This is a genomic window from Micromonospora sp. LOL_021 (genome assembly GCF_048060215.1).
GTDB lineage: Bacteria > Actinomycetota > Actinomycetes > Mycobacteriales > Micromonosporaceae > Micromonospora_E.
On sequence record NZ_JBHMIN010000037.1, the window covers coordinates 37,693 to 61,523 of the forward strand.

22 protein-coding genes are annotated in these 23,831 nt (G+C 70.7%); 7 read left to right on the top strand and 15 right to left on the bottom strand.

Features of this window, described 5'->3' with window-relative positions:
* Positions 1-10: 10 nt before the first annotated feature.
* On the bottom strand, positions 11-1,591 hold the full coding sequence (gene purH / locus ACFHWT_RS21980; RefSeq protein ID WP_416596551.1) for a bifunctional phosphoribosylaminoimidazolecarboxamide formyltransferase/IMP cyclohydrolase: 1,581 nt from the start codon (positions 1,589-1,591) through the stop codon (positions 11-13).
* Entirely contained in the window at positions 1,588-2,202 is a 615-nt protein-coding gene (gene purN, locus ACFHWT_RS21985) for a phosphoribosylglycinamide formyltransferase (RefSeq protein WP_416596552.1), read from the bottom strand. Before purN ends, purH begins: the two co-directional genes overlap by 4 nt.
* 164 nt (positions 2,203-2,366) lie before the next feature.
* Between purN and ACFHWT_RS21990 the strand changes: the two genes are divergently transcribed.
* On the top strand, positions 2,367-2,957 hold the full coding sequence (locus ACFHWT_RS21990) for a DUF4190 domain-containing protein (protein WP_416596553.1): 591 nt from the start codon (positions 2,367-2,369) through the stop codon (positions 2,955-2,957).
* A 24-nt stretch (positions 2,958-2,981) separates the two neighbouring features.
* Here the strand turns inward: ACFHWT_RS21990 and ACFHWT_RS21995 are convergent, their stop codons facing one another.
* On the bottom strand, positions 2,982-4,328 hold the full coding sequence (locus ACFHWT_RS21995; protein WP_416596554.1) for a DUF6350 family protein: 1,347 nt from the start codon (positions 4,326-4,328) through the stop codon (positions 2,982-2,984).
* Positions 4,329-4,492: 164 nt separating this feature from the next.
* On the opposite strand from ACFHWT_RS21995, the gene ACFHWT_RS22000 reads away from it, so the two are divergent.
* On the top strand, positions 4,493-4,741 hold the full coding sequence (locus tag ACFHWT_RS22000; RefSeq protein WP_416596555.1) for a hypothetical protein: 249 nt from the start codon (positions 4,493-4,495) through the stop codon (positions 4,739-4,741).
* Positions 4,742-4,801: 60 nt separating this feature from the next.
* On the opposite strand, the gene sucD is transcribed toward ACFHWT_RS22000, so the two are convergent.
* From sucD to ACFHWT_RS22020, 4 genes are all read right to left on the bottom strand, one after another.
* Entirely contained in the window at positions 4,802-5,689 is an 888-nt protein-coding gene (gene sucD, locus ACFHWT_RS22005; RefSeq protein WP_416596556.1) for a succinate--CoA ligase subunit alpha, read from the bottom strand.
* Positions 5,690-5,694: 5 nt separating this feature from the next.
* Entirely contained in the window at positions 5,695-6,891 is a 1,197-nt protein-coding gene (gene sucC / locus ACFHWT_RS22010; RefSeq protein WP_416596557.1) for an ADP-forming succinate--CoA ligase subunit beta, read from the bottom strand.
* 59 nt (positions 6,892-6,950) lie between these two features.
* On the bottom strand, positions 6,951-7,118 hold the full coding sequence (locus ACFHWT_RS22015) for a hypothetical protein (RefSeq protein ID WP_416596558.1): 168 nt from the start codon (positions 7,116-7,118) through the stop codon (positions 6,951-6,953).
* Between the two features lie 206 nt (positions 7,119-7,324).
* The gene (locus tag ACFHWT_RS22020) at positions 7,325-7,747 is read right to left on the bottom strand and encodes a cobalamin B12-binding domain-containing protein (protein WP_416596559.1); all 423 of its coding nucleotides are present in this window, start codon (positions 7,745-7,747) and stop codon (positions 7,325-7,327) included.
* Positions 7,748-8,134: 387 nt separating this feature from the next.
* Here ACFHWT_RS22020 and ACFHWT_RS22025 point away from each other — a divergent pair, with 387 nt between their 5' ends.
* Together ACFHWT_RS22025 and ACFHWT_RS22030 are read left to right on the top strand one after the other, a co-directional pair.
* The gene (locus tag ACFHWT_RS22025) at positions 8,135-8,899 is read left to right on the top strand and encodes a M23 family metallopeptidase (protein WP_278173823.1); all 765 of its coding nucleotides are present in this window, start codon (positions 8,135-8,137) and stop codon (positions 8,897-8,899) included.
* A gap of 284 nt (positions 8,900-9,183) precedes the next feature.
* Positions 9,184-10,128 (top strand): peptidoglycan DD-metalloendopeptidase family protein, encoded by a 945-nt coding sequence (locus ACFHWT_RS22030; RefSeq protein ID WP_416596560.1) that lies wholly within the window; start codon positions 9,184-9,186, stop codon positions 10,126-10,128.
* 22 nt (positions 10,129-10,150) lie between these two features.
* Here ACFHWT_RS22030 and pcrA read toward each other — a convergent pair whose 3' ends face one another.
* Positions 10,151-12,640: a DNA helicase PcrA gene (pcrA, locus tag ACFHWT_RS22035; protein WP_416596561.1), complete on the bottom strand. Its 2,490-nt coding sequence runs from the start codon at positions 12,638-12,640 to the stop codon at positions 10,151-10,153.
* 333 nt (positions 12,641-12,973) lie between these two features.
* Between pcrA and ACFHWT_RS22040 the strand changes: the two genes are divergently transcribed.
* The gene (locus ACFHWT_RS22040; protein ID WP_416596562.1) at positions 12,974-13,360 is read left to right on the top strand and encodes a chorismate mutase; all 387 of its coding nucleotides are present in this window, start codon (positions 12,974-12,976) and stop codon (positions 13,358-13,360) included.
* Between the two features lie 114 nt (positions 13,361-13,474).
* On the opposite strand, the gene ACFHWT_RS22045 is transcribed toward ACFHWT_RS22040, so the two are convergent.
* The 7 genes from ACFHWT_RS22045 to ACFHWT_RS22075 form a co-directional block, all read right to left on the bottom strand.
* Complete coding sequence (locus ACFHWT_RS22045; protein ID WP_416596563.1) at positions 13,475-14,485, bottom strand: ABC transporter ATP-binding protein; 1,011 nt, start codon at positions 14,483-14,485, stop codon at positions 13,475-13,477.
* Complete coding sequence (locus tag ACFHWT_RS22050) at positions 14,478-15,521, bottom strand: ABC transporter ATP-binding protein (RefSeq protein ID WP_416596564.1); 1,044 nt, start codon at positions 15,519-15,521, stop codon at positions 14,478-14,480. Before ACFHWT_RS22050 ends, ACFHWT_RS22045 begins: the two co-directional genes overlap by 8 nt.
* An 8-nt stretch (positions 15,522-15,529) precedes the next feature.
* On the bottom strand, positions 15,530-16,462 hold the full coding sequence (locus tag ACFHWT_RS22055) for an ABC transporter permease (protein ID WP_348775294.1): 933 nt from the start codon (positions 16,460-16,462) through the stop codon (positions 15,530-15,532).
* Positions 16,463-16,533: 71 nt separating this feature from the next.
* Positions 16,534-17,544: an ABC transporter permease gene (locus ACFHWT_RS22060; protein WP_416596565.1), complete on the bottom strand. Its 1,011-nt coding sequence runs from the start codon at positions 17,542-17,544 to the stop codon at positions 16,534-16,536.
* A gap of 104 nt (positions 17,545-17,648) precedes the next feature.
* A complete protein-coding gene (locus ACFHWT_RS22065) occupies positions 17,649-19,250 on the bottom strand; it encodes a peptide ABC transporter substrate-binding protein (RefSeq protein WP_416596566.1) in 1,602 nt (533 codons plus the stop codon).
* Between the two features lie 459 nt (positions 19,251-19,709).
* Entirely contained in the window at positions 19,710-20,423 is a 714-nt protein-coding gene (locus ACFHWT_RS22070) for a LuxR C-terminal-related transcriptional regulator (protein ID WP_416596567.1), read from the bottom strand.
* A complete protein-coding gene (locus ACFHWT_RS22075; RefSeq protein ID WP_416596573.1) occupies positions 20,420-21,709 on the bottom strand; it encodes a PspC domain-containing protein in 1,290 nt (429 codons plus the stop codon). The genes ACFHWT_RS22070 and ACFHWT_RS22075 overlap by 4 nt, the downstream gene beginning before the upstream one ends.
* Before the next feature lie 215 nt (positions 21,710-21,924).
* On the opposite strand from ACFHWT_RS22075, the gene ACFHWT_RS22080 reads away from it, so the two are divergent.
* Together ACFHWT_RS22080 and ACFHWT_RS22085 are read left to right on the top strand one after the other, a co-directional pair.
* Positions 21,925-23,547 (top strand): PspC domain-containing protein, encoded by a 1,623-nt coding sequence (locus ACFHWT_RS22080; protein WP_416596568.1) that lies wholly within the window; start codon positions 21,925-21,927, stop codon positions 23,545-23,547.
* On the top strand, positions 23,544-23,831 hold a 288-nt coding region (locus ACFHWT_RS22085; protein WP_416596569.1), incomplete at its 3' end, for a hypothetical protein. The genes ACFHWT_RS22080 and ACFHWT_RS22085, both read left to right, overlap by 4 nt.

Consider the following 23,831-nt stretch of genomic DNA (forward strand, 5'->3'; position numbering starts at 1 on the left):
GGCCCGCCGGTCAGTGGAAGAAGTGCCGGGTGCCGGTCAGGTACATGGCGACCCCGGCGGCGTTCGCCGCCGCGACCACCTCGTCGTCCCGGATCGAACCACCGGGCTGCACCACCGCGCGTACCCCGGCGTCGATCAGCACCTGCAGGCCGTCCGGGAACGGGAAGAACGCGTCGGAGGCGGCCACCGCGCCAGCGGCCCGGCCGGCGCCGGCCCGGCGTACCGCCAACTCGGCGGCGTCGACCCGGTTGACCTGGCCCATGCCGACCCCGACGGTGGCACCGTCGCGGGCCAGCAGGATCGCGTTGCTCTTCACCGCGCGTACCGCCCGCCAGGCGAAGCCCAGGTCGGCCAGCAGGTCCGCGTCGGCCGGCTCACCGGTGGCCAGCCGCCAGCTCACCGGATCGTCGCCGGCGGCGTCGATCCGGTCGGCGGTCTGCGCCAGCCGGCCGCCGGTGACCTCCCGCCACTCGACCTCCGCCGGCTGCCACGCCGGGGCGAGCAGCAGCCGCAGGTTCTTCTTCCGGGCCAGCACCTCGACCGCGGCCGGGTCGAACCCGGGGGCCACCACCACCTCGGTGAAGATCTCCGCGACCTGGTTGGCCAGCTCGACGGTGACCGGCCGGTTGACCGCGATCACCCCGCCGTACGCGGAAACCGGGTCGCAGGCGTGCGCCTTGCGGTGTGCCTCGGCGACGTCGACACCGACCGCGATGCCGCACGGGTTGGCGTGCTTGATGATCGCCACGGCCGGGGCGGTGAAGTCGTTCGCCGCCCGCCAGGCGGCGTCGGCGTCGACGTAGTTGTTGTACGACATCTCCTTGCCATGCAACTGCTCGGCCTGGGCCAGCCCAGCCGGTGCCGCCGGGTCCAGGTAGAGGGCCGCCCGCTGGTGCGGGTTCTCGCCGTAGCGCAGCACGGCGGCCCGGCGCAGCGCGGTGCCGGCGAACTCCGGCCAGTCCACCGGCTGGTCGGTGTCCGCGCCGACCAGGGTCCGGGCGCACCAGTCGGCGACCGCGACGTCGTACTCGGCGATGTCGGCGAACGCGCGGGCGGCGAGGGCGCGCCGCTGCCGCAGGGTGAAGCCACCGTCGGCGAGGGCCTGCTCGATCAGCGGGTACGCCGACACCGAGGTGACCACCGCGACGCTGGCGTGGTTCTTCGCCGCCGCCCGCACCATCGCCGGGCCACCGATGTCGATCTGCTCCACACAGCCGTCCAGGTCGGCGCCGGAGGCCACGGTCTGCTGGAACGGGTACAGGTTGGACACCAGCAGGTCGAACGGGGCGACGCCGAGCTCGGCCAGCTGCGTGGTGTGGTCGGCGGAGCGCAGGTCGGCCAGCAGCCCGGCGTGCACGTGCGGGTGCAGCGTCTTGACCCGGCCGTCCAGGCATTCCGGGAAGCCGGTCACGTCCTCCACCCGGACCACCGGCACGCCGGCGGCGGCGATGGTGGTCGCGGTCGACCCGGTGGAGACGATCTCCACCCCGGCGGCGTGCAGCATGGTGGCCAGCTCGACCAGGCCGGTCTTGTCGTAGACGCTGATCAACGCCCGGTGCAGCGGGCGGCGGCCGTCGATGCTCGGGTTCATCCGATGGTGACCTTTCGATGCGAGATGGTCCAGCCCTGCCGGACCAGCCGGCCGACGTACTCGACGAGCTGCGCCCGTTCCGCTTCCTTGATCCGCTCGGTCAGGCTGGCCTCGTCGTCGTCCGGCTCGACTGGGACCGCGACCTGCGCGACGATCGGTCCGGTGTCGACGCCGGCGTCGACGAAGAAGAGCGTGGCACCAGCCAGCTTGACCCCGTAGGCGAGGGCGTCACGCGGTCCGTTCATGCCGGGGAACGCGGGCAGCAGCGAGTTGTGGGTGTTGACGTAGCGGTCCCCGAAGGCGGCCAGGAACCGGGCGCCGACCAGCTTCAGGAAGCCGGCCGAGACGATCAGGTCCGGCTGGTACGCGGCGACCTCGGCGGTCAGCGCGGCGTCCCAGTCCGCCCGGCTGGCGTGGTCGGCGACCCGGGCCACGAAGGTGGGCACCCCGGCGGCCTTGGCCCGGTCCAGCCCGGCGATCCCGTCCCGGTCCGCGCCGACCGCGACGACGACCGCGCCGTACGCGGGGTCCTCGGTGGCGTCGAGCAGCGCCTGCAGATTGGTGCCGGAGCCGGAGACGAGCACCACGAGTCTGGCCGGGGACGAGGTCACCCGAGCACCCTACCCGGCCGCCGACGAGGCCCCGTCCAGGTCCCGCCCAGGTCCCGCCCAACGCGACGGGCGGGCGCGACGGGCGGCAGGATTTGCGCTGACCAGATACGCTGCCCGACGCTCGGGCAAAAACACGATCTCCGACCGCCCTGAGCGTCGTCGTCATGAAGGAGCTCTCTGTGCAGCCCGGCTACCCAGGCCAAGATCCGTACGGCCAGCAGCCCCAGCAGCCCCAGGACCCGACCTCGTCGCCACCGTCCGACCCGTACGGTCAGCAGCCGCCGTCCTCGGGGCAGCCGTACTCGGACCCGTACGGCCAGCAGCCGCCGTCCTCGGGCCAGCCCTACTCCGACCCGTACGGCCAGCAACCGCCGGGGCAGCCGTACCCGCAGCAGCCGATGCAGCCCTACGGTGACCCGTACGCGCAGCAGCCGGTGCCGGGCCAGCCGTACCCCGCCGGCGGCTACGGCATGCCGGGCCAGCAGAAGAACAACCACCTGGGCCTGATCGGCATGATCGTCGGCATCACCTCGCTGGTGCTCGCCGTGTGCTGCCCGCTACTCGGCATCCCGGCCGGGATCGCCGGCGCGGTGCTCGGTTTCCTCGGCAAGAACAAGGTCGACCAGGGCCTGGCAGACAACCGTGGCCAGGCGATGGCCGGGCTGATCTGCGGCGCGATCGGGGTGGTGCTCGGCATCGCGAACTCGATCCTCGGCGTCCTGCTGGACTTCGGCAGCGGGTTCAACAGCATCTGAGCCAGCCGTCGTGACGCGGCCCGATCAGGGCGTCCCGGATCGTCCGGGGCGCCCTGTTCCGTTGCCGGACCGTCCCGGACGCGGGGCGGACCGGTCCGCCGGAGGAGCCGCCACCGCCCGCGCCGCCACCGCGCCGACCACCGCCCCGACCGCGAGGACCGCGCTCGACACCGCCGCCACCTGCCAGGCGACCGGGCCGACGTCGGCGAGCCGTCCGGCGCCGAGCGGACCGCCGGACACGCCCGCCGCACCGCCCAACAGCAGACCGGCCACCGGCCCGCTGATCAGAGCGGCACCGATCAGCACCGGCCAGCCGGGCAGCCGGGCACCGCCCCGGGCGGTCACCGTCGGCCAGCGGCGGGCCAGCACCCAACCGGTGGTCATCCCGGCCAGCACCGGCAGGGCGAGCAGCGCCGCGCTGAGCCCGCCGGCCGGGCCGTTGGGCAGCCCGGCGAACAGTGGCACCGCCGGCAGGCTGCCGAGGGTGACCTCGGTGGTCCGTACCGCCGTGTCGGATCCCAGCGCGAAGCCCGGCCCCAGTAGGTAGGCGGTCGCCCAGATGGTGGCGTTCGGCGCGTATGCGATGCTGAGCAGCGTGATCCCGGCCTGCCCGGCCACCCCGGCCCGGTACACCCCGATGGTGTCGGCGGCGTCCCCACCGCTGATCGCCACGGACAGCCCGGCCACGGCGGCGCCGGCGCCGAGCACCAGCAGCGCGGCGGCCAGCCCGGCCCGCGTCGCGTGCCGGAGCAGGTCGGGGCAGCGCGCCGCCAGTCGGCGCAGCGTACCGGTGGTTTGACCGGCTCCGAGCAACGCGCCGACCGCGCCGAACACCGCCAGCGTGGCCCCGGCCCGCAGCGGCTCGATCCCCGTGGTGGCGCTGCCGGCGACGTGCGCGGCGGCTGCCCCGAGCGCGCCGTACGCGGTCGCGACGGCCAACGCGACGACGATCGCCCGTACGGCGGATCCGCGGTGCCGGGCACCGACCGCCCGGGTGGTGTGCACCCCGGCCCGGTAGATCCGCCAGGCAGCGAACGCGCTGAGCAGCAGCGGCGGCAGACCGAGCGGACCGGTCGGGGTGTCCAGCGGTACGCCGTGCCCGAGCAGCCAGGCGGCCAGACCGATCCGGGCCGCGCCAGGCACCGACGAGTCGCCTTCGGCGAGCCGGATCAGCCACATCACCACCGCGACCGGCAGGTACGACACCACGGCGGCCCACAGGGTGGTCACCGAGGCCGCGACGACCAGCGGAGCCCGGCCACGGCGGGCGGCGCCGGGTCCGGGGCCGGCACCGGGGTCGCGGCGCCGAACGGCGTCGACCGACGCGGTACCGTCCGCCGTCCGTGGCGGATCCGGGGGGTGGGCTGCCATCGTGCCTACTTTGGCACGTGGGCGCACTGATCCGGCGGCAATATCGCCGTGGCCTGGCCGGTCACCTGCCGAACCCGCCGACATTCCGGTCATTTGGCCGTACGCTCGGTGCTGAACCGCGCCGTCGACGACGGCGGCTGTCGAGTTGACGGGGGACCCTGCCAATGGCCCAGTATCCACCGGCCGCGGCGTCGGCCGGCAGCGACCGCAGCACCCTGTGGGGTGTGCTCGGCATCGTGGTCGGCCTGCTCTGTTGCGGCATCCTCGGCATCGTCTTCGGCGCACTGTCGATCCGCGACGCCAACCGCTTCCGTAAGTCCCCGGTGCTGGGCTGGGTGGCGATCGTGCTGAGCGTGCTGAACATCATCGCCAACGCCAGCTTCTGGGCCACCGGGACCTACCCGATCGGCTGACCACACGACGACGGCCGTCGACCGGTCCCCCGACCGACGGCCCGTGTCGGTTGTGGCCGGTCAGCCGCCGGTGATCACCTGGCGCATCAGCCGGGCGGTCTCGCTCGGCGTACGGCCGACCTTGACGCCGGCCGCCTCCAGCGCGACCTTCTTGGCGTCGGCGGTGCCCGCCGAGCCGGAGATGATCGCACCGGCATGGCCCATCGTCTTGCCGGGCGGGGCGGTGAACCCGGCGATGTAGCCGACCACCGGCTTGGTCACGTTCGCCTTGATGAACTCCGCAGCCCGCTCCTCGGCGTCGCCGCCGATCTCGCCGATCATCACGATCGCGTCGGTCTCCGGGTCCTCCTGGAAGGCGGCCAGCGCGTCGATGTGGGTGGTGCCGATGACCGGGTCACCGCCGATGCCGACGCAGGTGGAGAAGCCGATGTCGCGCAGCTCGTACATCAGCTGGTAGGTCAGCGTGCCGCTCTTGCTGACCAGGCCGATCCGGCCAGCCGGGGTGATGTCCGCCGGGATGATGCCGGCGTTGGAGGCCCCTGGGGAGGCGATGCCCGGGCAGTTCGGTCCGATGATCCGGGTCTTGCCGCCCTTTGCCGTGTTGTGGGCCCAGAAGGCGGTCGAGTCGTGCACCGGGATGCCTTCGGTGATCACCACGGCGAGCGGGATCTCCGCGTCGACAGCCTCGATCACCGCCGCCTTGCAGAACGCCGGTGGGACGAAGATGACCGTGACGTCGGCCCCGGTCTCCTTCATCGCCTCGCCGACGTTGGCGAACACCGGCAGTCGGGTGTCGCCGAACTCGACCTGCTGTCCGGCCTTGCGTGGGTTGACCCCGCCGACGACGGTGGTGCCGGCGGCAAGCATCCGCCGGGTGTGCTTGGAGCCCTCGGAGCCGGTCATCCCCTGCACGATGACCTTGGAGTCCTTGGTCAGCCAGATCGCCATCTCGATCACTGTCCTTCCGGGCGGCCGGACGCCGCTGCGGCGAGCTGCGCGGCCCGCTCGGCCGCTCCGTCCATGGTGTCGACCCGCTCGACGAGGGGGTTGGCGGCCGAGTCGAGGATCGCCCGGCCCGCCTCGGCGTTGTTGCCGTCCAGCCGGACGACGAGCGGCTTTGTCACCGTCTCTCCGCGCTGTTCGAGCAGGGCCAGCGCCTGGACGACGCCATTGGCCACCTCGTCGCAGGCGGTGATCCCGCCGAAGACGTTGACGAACACGGTCCGCACGTCCGGGTCGGAGAGCACGATCTCCAGCCCGTTGGCCATCACCGCCGCGCTGGCGCCGCCGCCGATGTCGAGGAAGTTGGCGGGTTTGACGCCGCCGTGCGCCTCGCCGGCGTACGCCACCACGTCGAGGGTGGACATGACCAGGCCGGCCCCGTTGCCGATGATGCCGACCGAGCCGTCGAGCTTGACGTAGTTGAGGTCCTTCTCCTTGGCCCGCTGCTCCAGCGGGTCAACCGCCGACTGGTCGACCATCGCCTCGTGGTCGGGGTGCCGGAAACCGGCGTTCTCGTCCAGGGTGACCTTGGCGTCGAGGCAGAGCACCCGGCCCTCGGGGGTCCGGGCCAGCGGGTTCACCTCGACCAGGGTGGCGTCCTCGGCGATGAACGCCTGCCAGAGGCGGACCGCGATCTCGGTGATCTGGTCGGTGAGCTCGGCCGGGAAGCCGGCGGCGGCGGCGATCTCGGCGGCCTTGGCCTCGTCCACCCCGACGTTGGCGTCGATGGCGATTTTCGCCACCCGCTCCGGAGTCTCGGCGGCGACCTGCTCGATGTCCATCCCGCCCGCGACACTGGCGATGCAGAGGAAGGTGCGGTTGGCCCGGTCCAGCAGGTACGACAGGTAGTACTCGTCGGCGATGTCGGCGGTCACCGTCAACATCACCTTGCCGACGGTGTGCCCCTTGATGTCCATACCGAGGATGTTGGTGGCGTGACTGACCGCCTCGTCGGCGTCCTCGGCCAGCTTCACGCCGCCGGCCTTACCTCGACCACCGACCTTGACCTGGGCCTTGACCACGACACGGCCGCCGAGGCGCTCGGCGATCGCGCGGGCCTCTTCCGGGGTGGTGGCGACGCCGCCGGCGAGCACGGGCAACCCGTGTCGCTCGAACAGCTCGCGCCCCTGGTACTCGTACAGGTCCACGTTTGCGCGTCCCGTTCCGTCTCTGCGGCGCGCCGTCGCGCCGCCGCCAGCGTGCAGAATCAGATGATTTCCCGGTCACGAGCGGTGACCGGCCATTGGCGCAGCCTAACCACCCGGCCCCGGGACGCCAGTAGGCGGGCGGACGGTGTGCGCAACTGCACACATCCGGCGAGTCCGGCGAGCCGCCCACACAGCCGTACGGCGAGCTGGTCCCCGATCACCGGCACGGCCCCCGAAAATAAGGTGTGCCGGCGACGTAACCCCCGGTGACAGGTGTCGTTGAGTGAGGTGTCGGAAACGCAGCGCGGGGCCGACGGAAAGCGGCCGATGCCCTGTCGGTCGAGGGGTGGCGGCGGGGCATCGTGCATGGAGAGGCCGGACGTGTGAGGGGTGCGTCCGGCCTCTCACCCTTTCAGTGACCTTCTCACCTTCTTCACTGGTCAGGGACGTTGCCAATGCAGTGGGTGGGGACGTTGCCGCGGACCCAGTCGACGATGTCGGCGGTGCTCGCCCCGGGGGTGAAGATCCTGGCCACGCCGAGCGCGCTGAGTGCCGCGACGTCCTCGTCGGGGACGATGCCTCCACCGAAGACCACGATGTCGTCCGCACCCCGCTCGCGCAGCAGGTCGAGCACTCGGCGGAACAGCGTGAGATGCGCGCCGGACAGCACGGAGAGCCCGATGGCGTCGGCATCCTCCTGGATGGCGGTCTCGACGATCTGCTCCGGTGTCTGGTGCAGACCGGTGTAGATGACTTCGATGCCGGCGTCCCGCAACGCCCTGGCCACCACTTTGACACCGCGGTCGTGGCCGTCGAGGCCAGGCTTTGCCACCACCACCCGGATCCGAGTCTCCATCGCTGCGCGCCTCCTGCCGACCGGTCGATCCTTAACGAAGGTTAACCAACCTCGGCACATCGGCGGCAGCCCGGCCGACCCTGAGCCGCAACCCCGATCCACCCTGACTGAACGCACGATAAGTATTGCTCAATGTAACCAGCAGTTACCAACGAGTGGCCCGATAAAAGGTTACGAAATCGGGCAATACACAACGGACGGTCGCAGATCGTCAACAGTTTTTCGCGAGTCGGGTTGTGGCGGCCCTAGGGGTTGGCTACCGTGTCCACGGTTGTCCTCTGGCTCCGGCCAGAACCAACCCGGCCAACGAGCGTTAATCCCAGGTTCCGCAACGAGGGTCCCGGATGCTCGCACCGCCGCCGAACTACCCGCCGATGGAGGGTGTGCGTGCGCCAGCGCCTGTCGTCAGAGCCCGATCGATATCGGGGTCGTCGCCGCGTACCGACTCCACCTCGTAGCCGCTACGCGGCGGTCATGACCACCGCCGTCGTCGGCGCGGGTGTCGTCGCCCTCGGGGCCAGCGCGATGCCCGACGCCAAGACACTCAGCCCGTCGGCCCTGGCCGACCTGGAGAACAGCGTCGCGCTGAGCGACCAGGCCCTGGAGATCGACGACCAGGCCCTCGACCTGGACAGCCAGATCAGCGAGCGGGCCGAGGACGCCGAGCGCGCCTCCCGGGACGCCGACCGGACGCCGGCCACCTCGATGACCCAGGCCGCTCCCGACGTCTGGATGCTGCCACTGCGCGGCTACACCTTCACCTCCCCGTACGGCATGCGCTGGGGGAAGCTGCACGCCGGCGTCGACCTGGCCGCCGCCGAGGGCACCCCGTTCCACTCGATCCACGCCGGCACGGTCACCCTCGCCGGCTGGAACGGCGGCTACGGCTACTGCGTGATCGTCAAGCACGACGACGGAACCGAGGCCGTCTACGGCCATGCGTCCCGGCTACGGGTCACCGCCGGTCAGCGAGTGGAAGCCGGTGACCTGCTCGGCGACGTCGGCAACACCGGCCACTCCTACGGTGCCCACCTGCACCTCGAGGTGCACGTGGACTCGGAGCCGCAGGACCCGATCACGTGGCTGCGGGGCAAGGGAGTGGACCTCAAACTGCAGGTCGAGGCGATCTACGGCGGCGTCGTCGAGCCCTGACACTGACTGACTGACAAAAACCGCTCAGACCGTACGGTCTGAGCGGTTTTTGTGCAGTCCGCTCGCACCTAGCAGCGAGAATATGTCCTACGTCACATTGGATTTTGTGAGCTGCACCACTGTCGTCCCGGCCAGCAAATCCCCCATCTGACCACGGAGAGTCACGAAATTCCGGCCTCCGGGCAGTACGCGCCGACTTCTCCGGCTACCCGGTACCCACCCTCTGTGCCTGGCACACCACCATTTCCGGGTCCGTGCCCCCCTTAACCACGGAGGTCACCCCCGTGTCGCACCCTGAGCCCACGGAGCGCAGCGAGCCCTCGACCCGGCGTCGGTCACCAGGGCTGCACCGGCTGGTTCCGCCCGGCAGGCACGCCCAGGTGGCGGAGTTCGGCCGCCGGACCCGTACCGCCGCACTCACCGTGCTGGCCGTCGCGGCCCTCGGTATCGGCGGCGCCGCCACCGCACTCAACTCCGCCCCCGACCCCACCGCGACCGATCCGGCGACGACCTCGGCCCTCGCCGACCGGGCCGACTCGGCGGGACGCGCCGACCGGAGCACCCGTCAGCCGACGGCCACCCCGGACAGCAGCGGGGACGAGACCGGCTTCGGCCCGGCGCCCACGGACAGCAGCACCAGCCGCGCCGAGGAGACCGGTCAACCGGCGGACCCGACCGAAGCAGCCGGCGACGCCACGCCGACCGGGACCGACGACGAGACCGCGAGGTCGGCCGACGACGCCGCGAGGCAGACCGACGGCGACAGTGACGGCAATGACCCGGCCACGACCGCAGCGGCGGCGCAGCCGAGTACAGCGGCCAGCACGGCCGACTGGGTCACCCCGATGCCCGGCGCCCAGATCACCTCCTGCTACGGCCAGCGCTGGGGCGTGCTGCACGCCGGGATCGACCTGGCCCTGCCGGCCGGCACCCCGGTGCTCGCCGCCGGCGCCGGGACGGTGCAGGTCGCCGGCTGGGCGTACACCGGTTACGGCATCTCGGTGGTGATCGACCACGGCGGGGGTGTGCTCACCCACTACGCGCACCTCTCCGCGACCAGCGTCTCGGTCGGCGACCGGGTGGCCCCCGGGGACACCATCGGTGCGGAGGGCTCCACCGGCGACTCCACCGGCCCGCACCTGCACTTCGAGGTGCACGTCGGCGGGCTGTGGAGCCAGGTGGACCCGGCCCCGTGGATGCGCGAACGCGGCGTCGACCTGGGCTGCTGACCGCTGCGGTACGGGCCCGGGGTCAGACCTTCTCGATCGGCGCGTGCCGCAGCACCAGCCACATCGTCTGGTCGCCGAAGTCGACCTGGGCCCTGGCGCCCGGCCCGTGCCCCTCCACCGCCAGCACCCGACCCAGCCCGTACCGCTGGTGGTTGACCCGCTCCCCCACCGTCACCTTGGGCGCGGTGTGCAGCTCGCTGGCGGTGCTCAGCCGGCTCGGGTCCACCCCGAGCCGCTGGGCGAGGCGGGCGGCTTTCGGCGTGCCGCCGGCGAAGCCGCCGCCGCGGGCGACCGGTGACCGGTCCGCGGCGGCCGACCGCCCACCGACCCCGCCACCCGTGCCCGACCAGGAGGTGTACGCGGCCTCGGTCCGCTCCCAGCGGACCAGCTCGGCCGGCAGCTCGGAGAGGAACCGCGACGGCGGGTTGTACGCCGGCTGCCCCCACGCGGCGCGGGTCACCGACCGGGACAGGAACAGGCGCTGCCGGGCCCGGGTGATCCCGACGTACGCCAGCCGCCGCTCCTCCTCCAGCTCCCCGGTGTCGCCGAGGGCCCGCAGGTGCGGGAAGACGCCGTCCTCCAGGCCGGTCAGGAAGACCACCGGGAACTCCAGGCCCTTGGCGGTGTGCAGGGTCATCAGGGTGACCACACCCTGGTGGTCCGGATCGTCGTCGGGCACCTGGTCGGCGTCGGCGACCAGCGCGACCTGCTCCAGGAAACCGGCGACCGTCGCCGGCTCGTCGGACGCCTCGACCCGCTCGGTGTACTCGCGGGCCACGCTGACCAGCTCCTGCAGGTTCTCCACCCGACCGGCGTCCTGCGGATCCAGGCTCTCCTCCAGCTCGGTCAGGTAACCCGAGCGCAGCAGCACCGACTCCAACGCCTCCTCCGGGGTGGTGGTGGCCAACTGCTCCCGTACCCCGTCGAGCAGCGCCACGAAGTCGGCGATTGCGTTCACCGCCCGGGTCGAGATCCCCGGTGCCTCGGCCGCCCGCCCCAGCGCGGCACCGAACGAGATCCGTTCGCGGGCGGCCAGCGCCTCGATACACGCCTCGGCCCGGTCGCCGATGCCCCGACGCGGCGTGTTCAGCACCCGCCGGATGCTCACCGTGTCGTCGGCGTTGACCACCGCCCGTAGGTAGGCCAGCGCGTCGCGGACCTCCTTGCGCTCATAGAAGCGCACCCCGCCGACCACCTTGTACGGCAGGCCGACCCGGATGAAGACCTCCTCGAAGACCCGGGACTGCGCGTTGGTGCGGTAGAAGACCGCCACGTCGCCCGGCCGGGCCGCGCCGTCGTCGCACAACCGGTCGATCTGCCGGGCCGCCCAGTCCGCCTCGGCGTGCTCGGTGTCGGCGACGTAGCCGACGATCCGCTCGCCGTCGCCCTGGTCGCTCCACAGCCGCTTCGGCTTGCGACCGGCGTTGTTGGTGATCACCGCGTTGGCGGCGGTCAGGATCGTCTGGGTGGAGCGGTAGTTCTGCTCCAGCAGGATCGTGCGGGCCTGGGCGAAGTCCCGCTCGAACTCCAGGATGTTGCGGATGGTGGCGCCCCGGAACGCGTAGATGGACTGGTCGGCGTCGCCGACCACGCAGAGCTCCCCCGGCGGTACGTCGTCCGAACCGTCCCCCACCAGTTCCTTGACCAGCTGATACTGCGCGTGGTTGGTGTCCTGGTACTCGTCGACCAGCACGTGGCGGAACCGCCGTCGGTAGCTGCCGGCCACGTGCGGGTGGGCCTGCAGCAGGTGCACCGTCGTCATGATCAGGTCGTCGAAGTCGAGCGCGTGCGCCTCGCGCAGCCGACGCTGGTAGAGCGTGTACGCCTCGGCCAGAGCCCGCTCGTTGGGGCCGGCCGCCCGGTCAGTAAACGTCTCCGGGTCGACCAGCTCGTTCTTCAGGTTCGACACCTGGGTGGCCAGCCCCCGGGCCGGGTAGCGCTTCGGATCCAGGTCGAGCTCCCGGGCGACCAGTTGCATCAGTCGCCGTGAGTCGTCCGCGTCGTAGATGGAGAACGTCGACTTCAGCCCGGCGTGCTCATGCTCGGCCCGCAGAATCCGCACACAGGCGGAGTGGAAGGTGGAGACCCACATCATCCGGGCCCGCGGCCCGACCAGGTTGCCGACCCGCTCCTTCAGCTCACCGGCCGCCTTGTTGGTGAAGGTGATCGCCAGCACCTCACCGGGGTGGGTCTGCCGGGCCGCGAGCAGGTACGCGATCCGGTGGGTGAGCACCTTGGTCTTGCCGGAGCCGGCGCCGGCCACGATGAGCAGCGGGCCACCGGCGTGGGTGACCGCCTCCCGCTGCGGGCCGTTGAGCCCGGTCAGCAGCGCGGCGCCGGCCAGATTGGGCTCAGCCGGCCCCCGGCCGGCCGCACGGGGCTCAGCCGGCCCCCGGCCGGCCGCACGGGGCTCAGCCGGCCCCCGGCCGGCCAAATTGGGCTCAGCCGGCGGACCGCCCCGATCCGTGGCTGGTGCGGATGGGGCCGCTGGGGTTTCGAAGAGTGGATGCATCGCACGGCGAGTCTATGCCGCACGACCGACAGCCCCGCGCCGCCAGGCCCGCCACGCGTGCGCGGGTCGCCCGGCCCGGGGCCACCGCCAGCACACCCTGGGCGCCTTCCCAGAGGATGGCGGAATTCTTGCGCTGACGTTGCCAGCCTGGGCATACTCGTAGCGTGATCCGCCAGGCACGATTTTTCTTTAGCTACGGTTCCGGGAGTCCGGTTGCCGTAGGTCGCGCCTGATCATCAGACCTACAAGTGCCCCGGGCTCTCGCGAGAGCCCGGGGCACTTCGCGTTCCGGGTTCCGCGTCCACCGGGGCCGGACAGTCCAGGAGGCAGGACATGGGGACCAACGCCGTTGCGCACACCGCCGACAGCAGCGCGACGCCACCGGCCGGGACCGCCGAGGAGGCGAGCCAACCCGGCGCGACCGGCTCGGCAGGGCGATCCGACGGTCGGCAACAGACCGGGACGGACGCGCCGGAGGCGGCCGACCGCATTCTGGCCATCCGGAACAGGATCAACGAGATCGACGACGCGCTGATCGCGCTCTGGAAGGAACGGGCCGAGCTGTCGAGGCAGGTGGGCGCGGTCCGGATCGCCTCGGGCGGCACCCGGCTGGTGCTCTCCCGGGAACGCGAGATCGTCGACCGCTACCGGTCGGAGTTGGGTGCCGACGGCATCCAGCTGGCGCTGCTGGTGCTGCGGGCAGGCCGCGGCCCGCTGTGATCACCGGCCGGCGCTCACGGTAGCCCGCCGGCCAGAACCCACGTGGGCGGCCGGCCGGCCCACTCCTGCCATGCGTCGACGTGACGCGCGGCGACGAGCGGGCCGGCGCCGGGACTACTCGGTGACGTGCACGACGTCGCGCACCTCGGCGAAGTGGCAGGCGCTGGGGTGCGCCGAAGTCGCCCGTACCGTCAGGGTCGGCTCCTCGGCGGCGCAGATGTCCTGTGCCTTCCAGCAGCGGGTCCGGAACCGGCAGCCCGACGGCGGGTCGGCCGGTGACGGCACGTCGCCTTCCAGCACGATCTGGTCCCGCAGGCCGCGTACCGTCGGGTCGGGCAGCGGGACCGCGGAGAGCAGCGCCTGGGTGTACGGGTGGGTCGGCTGCTCGTAGATCTCCTCCTCGGTGCCGATCTCTGCGATCTTGCCGAGGTACATCACGCCGACCCGGTGCGCGATGTGCCGCACCACCGACAGGTCGTGGGCGATGAAGATGTACGACAGCCCCAGTTCCTTCTGCAGCTGCTCCAGCAGGTTGATCACCTGAGCCTGGATCGACACGTCCAGCGCGGAGACCGGCTCGTCGCAGAGGATGATCTCCGGGCGCAGCGCGAGCGCCCGGGCGATGCCGATCCGCTGCCGCTGCCCGCCGGAGAACTGGTGCGGGTAGCGGTTGATGTGGTCCGGGTTGAGACCGACCAGCTCCAGCAGTTCCTGGACCCGGCGGCTACGGTCGCTCTTCGGTGCCACGTCCGGGTGGATCTCGAACGGCTCGCCGATCAGGTCGCCGACCGTCATCCGCGGGTTCAGCGAGGTGTACGGGTCCTGCATCACCAGCTGGATGTTGCGCCGGGCCCGGCGCATCTCGGCACCGCTGCGGCCGGCGATGTCCGCACCGTGCACCACGATCGAGCCGGACGACGGGGTCTCCAACCCGACCAGTAGCTTGGCCAGGGTGGACTTGCCGCACCCGGACTCGCCGACGATGCCGAGCGTCTCGCCCCGGTGCAGCTGCAGGTTGATCCCGTCCACCGCGCGGACCGCGCCGATCTGCCTTTTGAACAGGATGCCCTGGGTCAGCGGAAAGTGCTTGACCAGGTCCTTGGTCTCCAGGACAACGTCACTCATCGCCCTTGACCTCCTTCCAGAAGTGGCAGGCGGAGGTCCGGGTCGGGGCCACCGCGAACCGCGCCGGCTCCGGGTCGACCCGGCAGACGTCCTGCGCGTACCGGCAGCGCGGGTTGAACGAGCAGCCGGCCGGAATGTTCGTCAACGCGGGCGGCAGGCCCTTGATGACGTTCAGCTCCTGGCCCTTGAGATCGATCCGGGGGATCGATTCCAGCAGCGCCTTGGTGTACGGGTGGGCCGGCGAGGCGTAGATGTCCCGTACCGGCGCCTCCTCGACGACCCGGCCGGCGTACATGACCGAGATCCGGTCGGCGACGTCGGCCACCACCCCCATGTCGTGGGTGATCAGCACCAGGCCCATGTTGCGTTCCCGCTGCAGCTCCGCGAGCAGGGCCATCACCTGGGCCTGGACGGTGACGTCGAGGGCGGTGGTCGGCTCGTCGGCGATCAGCACCTCGGGGTCGAGAGCCAACGCCATCGCGATCATCACCCGCTGGCGCATGCCGCCGGAGAACTGGTGCGGGAAGTCGCTGACCCGCTGTTTGGCGGCCGGGATCTTCACCAGGTCGAGCAGTTCGACCGCCCGGGCCTTACCGTCGGCCCGGGACATCCCCCGGTGCTTGCGGAACAGCTCGGAGAGCTGGAAGCCGACGGTGAACACCGGGTTCAACGCCGACAGCGCGTCCTGGAAGATCATCGCGATCCGGTTGGCCCGGATCTTGCGTCGCTGCGATTCGGGCAGCTTGAGCAGGTCCACGCCCCGGTACTTGATCTCGCCGCCGGTGACGAACCCGGGCGGTGAGTCGATGATCCCCATGATCGCCTGGGCGGTGACGCTCTTTCCGCAGCCGGACTCACCCAGGATGGCCAGGGTCTCGCCGGCCTGCAACGAGAAGCTCACCCCGTTGACCGCGCGGGCGATGCCGTTGCGGGTGCGGAACTCGACCTGCAGGTCGTTGACCTCCAGCGGCGGTGCGCTGGCGTCGAGCCCGGGCAGCGCGTCGATGGTGGCGGTGATGTCTCTGTCTGTCGCCATGGCTCACCTCACCGCAGCTTCGGGTCGAGGGCGTCGCGCAGCGCGTCGCCCATGAGGATGAAGGAGAGCACCGTGCCGACCAGCAGCCCACACGGGAAGAGCAGCAGCCACGGGTGGTCCAGGAAGTAGACCTGGTGCTGGGAGATCATGATGCCCCAGGACTCCTCCGGTGGCTGCAGGCCGACACCGAGGTAGGTCAGCGTCGCCTCGGCGGAGACGAACGCACCCAGGGTGATCGTCGCGTAGACGACCAACGGGGCGATCGCGTTCGGCAGGATGTGCCGGAACATCAGCCGGCCGTGCCCGGCCCCCATCGCCTTGGCCGCCTGCACGTAGTCAAGGCCCTTGGAGGAGAGCACGCTGCCGCGCATGATCCGGGCGATGGTGGTCCAGCCGAGCACGATCAGAACAGCGGCCAGCGTCCAGACGTTCTGCTGCTTGATCACGGTCAGGAAGACGATCGCACCGAGCAGGAACGGCAGCGAGAAGAAGATGTCGGTGATCCGCGAGATGATCGCGTCCACCCAGCCGCCGAAGTAGCCGGCGAGCAGCCCGGCGGTGCCGCCGAGAAGGACGATGCCCAGCGTGGCGAAGATCGCGATCTGCAGCGACGGTCGGGCCCCGTGGATGGCGTGCGAGTAGTAGTCGCAGCCCAGGTTGTTGAACCCGAACGGGTGCTCCCAGCTGGGCGCGATCCGGGTCCGCTGGACGTCACAGGCGCGCGGGTCCTGCCGGGTCCACAGGGTGGGGAAGGCGGCCATCGACGCGACCAGCAGCACGTAGATCGACGCGGCGATGAAGACCGGGTCACGCAGCAGTTGCCGCCGGGCGTCGGCCCACAGGCTGGCGTTGCGTTCGGTGGTGGCCGGGGCCGGTTCGGGTGGCGGTGGTGCCACCTCGGTGCCGCCAGCGGGGGCAGTGGGATGGGTCGGGTCACTCATGGTGGCACCTCGCTACGCTCGGTCCGCCGTGGATCGGCACGGCACCGGGCCGGATGTTCGGTCCATTGCGATCACTCATAGCGGATCCTCGGGTCGAGGACCGCGTAAAGCAGGTCCACCAGCAGGTTCACCAACAGGAAGACCATGACCAGCATGGTCACCACGCCGATCGCCACCGAGGCTTCACCGGAGGTGGCGGCCTGGGCGACCAATGATCCGATACCGCGTACGTTGAAGATCCGCTCGGTGACCACCGCGCCGCCCATCAGGCCACCGATGTCGACACCGAGGTACGTGATCACCGGGATGAGCGAGTTGCGCAGCGTGTGCACGCCGATGACCCGCCGGTTCGCCAGACCCTTGGCCTTGGCGGTACGCACGTAGTCGGCCCGGATGTTCTCCATGATGCTGGTCCGGGTGAGCCGGGCGGTGGTGGCCAGGGAGATTGCGCCGAGCACCATGCCGGGGATGACCAGGCTGGCGGTCGGATAGTCGGCGATGAACCCGGCGCCGAAGACCCCGCGCGAGATCACCTCGGGTATCCAGGCCTGCTCGCGCAGGACGTTGCCGAACTCGACGCCGACGTACTGGCGGACCACGACACCGAGGACGAAGATCGGCACAGAGATGACGAAGACCGTGGAGATCTTCACCAGGTAGTCCCAGAAGCTGCCGTTACGCAGACCGGCCAGGACGCCGGCGAAGATGCCGATGATCGCCTCGAAGACGATGGCGATGAGCACCAGCTTGAGGGTGTGCGGCAGGGCCCGGGAGACCAGTTCGGTGACCGGCTCCTGCTGCAGGTTGATGCCGAAGTCGAAGCGCAGGAAGATGTCCTGCAGGCGGTCGAAGAACAGACCGAAGCACGGGTTGCCCGGCTGCTCCAGGCAGGGGTCGCCGAAGCCGAGCTTCTCGGTCATGGCGGCGAGCTGAGCTTCGGTCGGCTTGCGGTCGCCGAAGATCGCCCGGACCGGGTTGCCGCTGAACTGGATGCCCAGCGACGTGACGTAGTGCAGTAGGAACATGGTGCCCAGCACGGTGGGGATGAACTGGAGCAACCGTCGGATGACGTAGCGCCCCATCTGGGGGGTCTCCTCTCGGCGCTAAACGTGGCGGCAACAGGCCCCTCGTGGGAGTTCCCGTTGCCGCCACGTCGCGTTACGACTTGATCAGTCAGACTCGCAGGTCAGGAGTTCTTCAGAGTGATCTTGCCGTACTCAGCGTCCGAGATCTTGTTCCAGTGGAACTCGTCGACGTTCTCGCCGTACAGCGCGGCGATCTTGCTGAACCACATCGGGATGACCGGCATGTCCTCCACGATGATGTCCTCGGCCTGGTTGTAGAACGGGATCGCCGCCTCGAGGTCCGCCGCGGCGTCGCCCTGGGCGATCAGCGCGTCGAAGTCGGGGTTGTTGTAGCCGGACGCGTTGCTGTCCGAACCGGAGCCGTAGAGCGGGTAGAGGTAGGTCTCGACCACCGGGTAGTCCGGGCCCCAGCCGAGCCGGAACGGACCGGTGAACTCCTTCTCGTCGGCGGTCGCCAGGTACTCGGGGAACTGCAGGTTGACCTTCAGCTCGTAGTCGATGCCCAGCGCGGCCTTCAGCTGGTCACCGACCGCCTGCAGCCACTGCTCGTGACCGGCACCGGCGTTGGCCCACAGCACCAGCGGCTCGCCGTCCCAGCCGCCAGCCTCTTCCAGCAGCTCCTTGGCCCGGTCGACGTCCTGGGTGCAGTACTCGCAGACACCCGGGCGGTAGCCGTCGAAGGTCGGCGCCACGACGCCCTCAGCGGGGGTGAACCGGCCGTCGAAGACGGCGTCGATGATGCCCTGCCGGTCGATCGCGAGCGAGAAGGCCTGCCGGACCCGCTTGTCGGCGAAGCGCTCGTCGTAGGTCGGGAAGCCGACGTAGGTGAAGCTGTCGCCGGGGGCCTCGTACATCCGGTCGCCGTACTGCTGCTTGGCCTCCTGGTACCGCGCCGGCGGGATGGTGTACATCACGTCCAGCTCGCCGGACTGGAAGGCGGCGTAGCCGGCGTCCACATCGGCGTAGATCTTGTAGTCCAGGACGTCGGCCGCGCCCTCTTCCTCACCGGCCCAGGTCTCGCTGCGCGCCAACTGGATCCGCTGGTCGTGCTCCCAGCTGCCCTCGATCTTGTACGGACCGTTGCCGATCGGGGTCTCGTTGCAGGCGTCGGTGTCCGCGAGGCAGGCCTCGGCCATCGGGAAGAAGCCGGAGTAGCCGACGATCGCCGGGAAGCCGGCGAACGGCTCCTTCAGCTCGACGGTGAAGGTCAGGTCGTCGACCCGCTGCAGGCCGGAGAGCTCCTCGGCCGCCGGCTCCTCGCCGCTGACCTCGTCGATGCCGACGATGCGCTTCATGAAGTACGCGTTGTTCTGGGCGTTCGGCCCGTACGCCGTGTAGTTCCACGCCCGGATGAAGGCGTCGGCGTTGACCGGCTCACCGTTGTCGAAGGTGTAGCCGTCCTTGAGCGTGACCGTCCAGGTCTTGTTGTCCTCGGACTCGATCGACTCGGCGAGGTCGTTCTCCGGCTCACCGGTCTCGGCGTTGTATTTGACCAGACCACGGTAGAGCTGGCGGATGACCAGGATGGACGGCTCGTCGTCACCAGCGGACGGCAGCAGGAACGCCGGCTCCGAGGCATAGATGCGAAGCGTACCGCCGGAGTTGTTGTTCTCCGTGGTGTCTTCGCCGTCGCTACTGCAAGCGGTGGCGAACAGAGCGATGGCGGTCGCTGCGACCGCCACCTTTAGGGTTTTCCCACGCATGGGAGAGCCTCCTCAGGGCGCTCACGGGGGGGTTGTGAGGTGACTGACACTGTGACACCAGGTAGCCCGTTGCGTGAAGGTGCCGTTATCAAGGTGATACGCGGCCGGGACGGCCCCGATACTCCGGTCAAGATCACTCAACCGTCGCTCAGACCCGCCCTGACCTGGGCATCGGACCACTGTACAACCCTTATTACCGCAGAGTAGGAACGCCCTCGTGTGACCTTCCCCGCGACCCCTCCATCACGTTCTGATGTCAAGTGAATACGAATAGTCACCACTTGTCCGAGGTGCCCGAATGCCGGATTGACGGCAATTGCCGGCTTGTAACCTCAGGGTTAACACCGGTCCGCAGCAGACCCACCACAAGCCCACAACCAGGGCCCGTCACGTTCGACTGCGGACGGATCGCCAACTAGGTTCCCACCATCCGGGAGATAGAGCAAGTCCGCTGGTCGGTCAGATGAGCCGACGGTCCGCCGCCCATCTGGACAGTTCGTACCGGTTCGACATCTGCAGCTTGCGCAACACGTTCGAGACGTGGGTCTCCACCGTCTTGATCGAGATGAACAACTCCTTGGCGATCTCCTTGTAGGCGTAGCCCCGGGCGAGCAGCCGCAGCACCTCCCGCTCCCGGTTGGTCAGCTGGTCCAGCTCCGGATCCACCACCGGCGTGTCAGCCCGGGCGGCGAACGCATCCAGCACGAACCCGGCCAGCCGAGGGCTGAACACCGCGTCACCGTCGGCCACCCGTTGGATCGCCGCCGCCAGATCGTCCGGTGAGATCGTCTTCGTCACGTATCCACGGGCGCCGGCCCGGATCAGCCCGATCACGTCCTCCGCCGCATCCGATACGCTCAGCGCCAGGAACCGCACCGACGGCCGCGCCACGCCGGGACCGGAACCCCGCAGCACCGCGTCCAGCACCGCCCGTCCCCCACCATCAGGCATGTGTACGTCGAGCAGCACCACGTCCGGGCTGACAGCGGAGATTCCGCTGACCGCCTCGGCCACCGCGCTCGCCTCGCCCACCACATCCACGTGGACACCAAGTTCGGCGCGAACCCCGGTGCGGAACATCGCGTGGTCGTCGACCAGGAAGACCCGCAACCGCCGTCCGTCCGGCTGGCGCGGCTCCCCACCCGCCGCCGGCTGGCTGGTCGGTTCACTCATGTCTGCCCCTCTCCAGGCTGTCGGCCGTCCGGCGTGGGCTGCGGACTCTGCGGCCCCGGTTGCCGGCTCTCCGGCCCGACCGGCAGCGTCAGCCGGACCTCGGTGCCCGAGCCCGGCGTACTGATGATCTCGGCACGGCCGCCGTGCCGGCGCATCCGGCCGACGATCGAGCCGCGCACCCCGTGCCGGTGGTCCCCCACCCGGGCCGGGTCGAAGCCCGCGCCCCGGTCCCGGACGAAGACGCTGAGTTGCTCCGGCTCCACCTCCGCGTACAGCGACACGGTCTGCACCCCGGCGTGCCGCGCAGCGTTGACCAGCGCCTCCCGGGTCGCCGCAACAAGCGCGCCGACCCGCTCGTCGGTGCCCCGGTCACCCACCACGACCGCCTCGACGGACAATCCGAAAGTGTCCTCCACCTCGGCCGCGACCTGCTCCAACGCCGCCGCGAACCGCTCGGTCGGCGAGGCGGTCGGCTTGTAGAGCCAGTTCCGCAGAGTCCGCTCCTGACCCCGGGCCAGCCGCTGCACGGCCTTCGGGTCGGCGGCGTTGCGCTGGATCAGCGCCAGGGTGTGCAGCACCTGGTCGTGAACCATCGCGGCGAGTTCGGCCCGCTCCTGCTCCCGGACCCGGCCCTCCCGCTCGGCGCGCAACTGGTTGAACGTCCGCCACAGCACCGGAGCGGTGACCACCCCGACGCCGGCGAGACCGACCAGGGCGAAGATGACGCCGTTGACGACGGCGGCGAAGTCACCACGGGGCGAGTACACCGCTACCACCCCGATCACCCCGACCGCCACCAGCAGTCCGCCGCCGATGAACCGCAGCAGGAAGGCCCGTCGGTCGCTCTCGTCCACCACCGCGCCCAGCCACGGCACCTGTGGCAGGGTCTCCCGCCAGGCCCGCCGCCGCTCTGGTGCCGACTGGTGCCAGATGATCCCGGTCCCGACCGCGATGACCGCCACCAGCCAGCCGGCGGTGGCGCTCACCCCGCTGGACTCGAAGACCAGCACCTGGATCAAAATGACACCGAGACCGATCGCCACGAACGGCAGTAGTTCGCCCAGGTCGCGGCGCTTCGGCGGTCCAGCGGTCGCCGGTGGCACCACCGCCCAGAACGCCGCGTAGAGCAGCACGCCGAGTCCGCTGAACCCGATCAGTACGACGAACGCCACCCGTACGCCGACCACCGGCAGTCGCAGGTGGTGGGCGATCCCGGCGGCGACTCCGGCAACCACCCGCTGCTCGCGACTGCGATACAGACGTGGCGGCTCGATCGCGGTGGTGATCGCTGCCTCCTCGGCGGATGGGACGTGGACGATCTGACGGCCGATTCCGGCCGGCACCCGGTGGCGGTGAATTCGGCCGGTGGATTCGATCGTCACACGGCGACGACCCGCGCGACCACGGGGACGTCCCGGACAACCACCGTCTGGAAAGTCAGGGTGGCTTCAGGGTCGATTCCCGAGGCAGGTCGGACAGCCGGGCACGGAGGATCACAAGTATGACCGACGACCCGACCAAGCCAGGTGGACCGGCGCAGCCACCCGACCCAGCGACCAGACCGGCGCAGCCACCCGACCCGGCGGGCGAGTCGGCGCAGCCACCCGATCCAGCAACGGGGCCGGCCGGCGGGACCGCGTCGGCCCCGCCGACGGACGCCCCCAACACCGGGTACGGCTGGCAGCCACCGCCACCGCAGGCCGAGGCCCTCGCCTCGCGGTACGGGTTGGTCAGGCCGCGTCAGGGCCGGTACCTGGCCGGGGTGTGCGGGGCCATCGGCCGGGCCACCAACACCGACCCGGTCCTGTGGCGGGTACTGCTGGCGGTGCTCGGCTTCTTCGGCGGCATCGGCATCCTGGTATATCTGGTGGTATGGCTGGCCACCCCGAGTGAGGGGGACAGCACCTCCCCGGTGGAAGGGTTGCTGGGCCGGGGCCGGTCGAGCACCTCACCGGTCATCGTCCTGGTGATCGGCATCCTCGCCGCTGTCATGTTCGGCTTCATCGTCACCGACGGGTTCCGGGCCGTCCTGCTCGGCTCAGCGGTGCTGATCGGCGGCGCATTGTTGCTCAACCGCAGTGTCCGGGAGGACGGCCCACGACCGGCCGGGCCCCCGGCGCCGCCACCGCCGGGATACGGTCAACCACCGCCGGGGTACGGTCCGCCACCCGGGTACGGCCCACCGGCATCCGGGTACGGTCCGCCGCCGTACGGACCGGTTGCGGGAGCAGCAGGAGCGGCCGCACCGGTCGCCGCCGACCAGCCGGCGGCCACCGCAGACTTCGTACCCGGCGGGCCGCAGCCGGCCCGGCCACAGCCGGACGAGCCACCGACCCGCCCGCTGCCGGTCTACCCGCCGGTGGGCCCGCAGCCGCCGGCCGGGGGCTACCGGGCACCCTTCGCCCCCTACGGCCCGTACGCGGGTCGTGGCGGGCCGCCGGGGCAGGTCCCCCCGCCCCCTCCGGGCCCGCCGTACCCGGTGCCACCTTCGCCGGCGGCTGCACCACCACCACGGCGCAAGGAACGGTCCCGGCTGGGCACCGTCACCTTCTCGATGATCTTCGTGGTGCTCGGGCTGGTCGCCGCGCTCGACCTGACCGACGTGGCGCCCACGCCACCCTCGGCCTACTTCGCGGCGGTGCTCGCCACGATCGCGGTCGGACTGCTGGTCGGGGCCTGGATCGGCCGGGCCCGCTGGCTCATCGCGCTGGGTCTGACGGCCGCTGCGGCGGTCGGTGTCTCCAGCCTCGCTGAGTCGGCGAAGGAGGCCACCTCAGAGCCAACGGTGTGGAAACCGACGACCTACGAACAGGTGAATTCACGCTACGCGGCGACGATCGGTGATGCCGTGCTGGACCTGCGCGACGTGGACTTCACCGACCGGCAGAAGGACGTGACGGTCTCGCTGTCGTTCGGCAAACTCCGCATCTACCTGCCGGACGAGGTCGACGTCCGGACCGAAACCGACATGAACGCCGGCAACGCGAAGGTGCTCGGACACCACTGGGACGGCTTCGAGCAGGGCCGTCGCGTCGTGTCGGACCTCGGACCCGACGGGACCGGAGGCGGCGAACTCACCCTGCGGATCGAACTCAACGCTGGCGACCTGGAGGTCATCCGATGAAACGGCACCGCACCGACGGCGTGTCCCTCACCTTCGGGCTGATCTTCATCCTGATCGCAGGTTGGTGGCTGATCGCCCAGTCCGTCGACGTACCGCTGCCCCGGGTCGGCTGGATCGTCGCTGGCGGGCTGATCCTGCTCGGCGTACTCGGGCTGGTCGGCGCGCTGCGGTCCGGCCGGGGCGAACCGCCCGCTGGCGCCGCTGGCCAGGCCCACGGGCCGGCGGACGCCGGCGCCCCGACGCCCGACGAGCCCGCGCCCGACGCCCCGACGCCCGACGAGCCC

Bases quoted from the DNA above. Each gene is read 5' to 3' on its own strand.
- sucD (WP_416596556.1), bottom strand. From the start codon at position 5,689: ATGGCGATCTGGCTGACCAAGGACTCCAAGGTCATCGTGCAGGGGATG.
- ACFHWT_RS22050 (WP_416596564.1), bottom strand. From the start codon at position 15,521: ATGGCGACAGACAGAGACATCACCGCCACCATCGACGCGCTGCCCGGG.
- ACFHWT_RS22040 (WP_416596562.1), top strand. From the start codon at position 12,974: ATGGGGACCAACGCCGTTGCGCACACCGCCGACAGCAGCGCGACGCCA.
- ACFHWT_RS21990 (WP_416596553.1), top strand. From the start codon at position 2,367: ATGAAGGAGCTCTCTGTGCAGCCCGGCTACCCAGGCCAAGATCCGTAC.
- ACFHWT_RS22070 (WP_416596567.1), bottom strand. From the start codon at position 20,423: ATGAGTGAACCGACCAGCCAGCCGGCGGCGGGTGGGGAGCCGCGCCAG.
- ACFHWT_RS22045 (WP_416596563.1), bottom strand. From the start codon at position 14,485: ATGAGTGACGTTGTCCTGGAGACCAAGGACCTGGTCAAGCACTTTCCG.
- ACFHWT_RS22000 (WP_416596555.1), top strand. From the start codon at position 4,493: ATGGCCCAGTATCCACCGGCCGCGGCGTCGGCCGGCAGCGACCGCAGC.
- ACFHWT_RS22055 (WP_348775294.1), bottom strand. From the start codon at position 16,462: ATGAGTGACCCGACCCATCCCACTGCCCCCGCTGGCGGCACCGAGGTG.
- ACFHWT_RS21995 (WP_416596554.1), bottom strand. From the start codon at position 4,328: ATGGCAGCCCACCCCCCGGATCCGCCACGGACGGCGGACGGTACCGCG.
- purH (WP_416596551.1), bottom strand. From the start codon at position 1,591: ATGAACCCGAGCATCGACGGCCGCCGCCCGCTGCACCGGGCGTTGATC.
- ACFHWT_RS22020 (WP_416596559.1), bottom strand. From the start codon at position 7,747: ATGGAGACTCGGATCCGGGTGGTGGTGGCAAAGCCTGGCCTCGACGGC.
- pcrA (WP_416596561.1), bottom strand. From the start codon at position 12,640: ATGCATCCACTCTTCGAAACCCCAGCGGCCCCATCCGCACCAGCCACG.
- ACFHWT_RS22080 (WP_416596568.1), top strand. From the start codon at position 21,925: ATGACCGACGACCCGACCAAGCCAGGTGGACCGGCGCAGCCACCCGAC.
- ACFHWT_RS22060 (WP_416596565.1), bottom strand. From the start codon at position 17,544: ATGGGGCGCTACGTCATCCGACGGTTGCTCCAGTTCATCCCCACCGTG.
- ACFHWT_RS22065 (WP_416596566.1), bottom strand. From the start codon at position 19,250: ATGCGTGGGAAAACCCTAAAGGTGGCGGTCGCAGCGACCGCCATCGCT.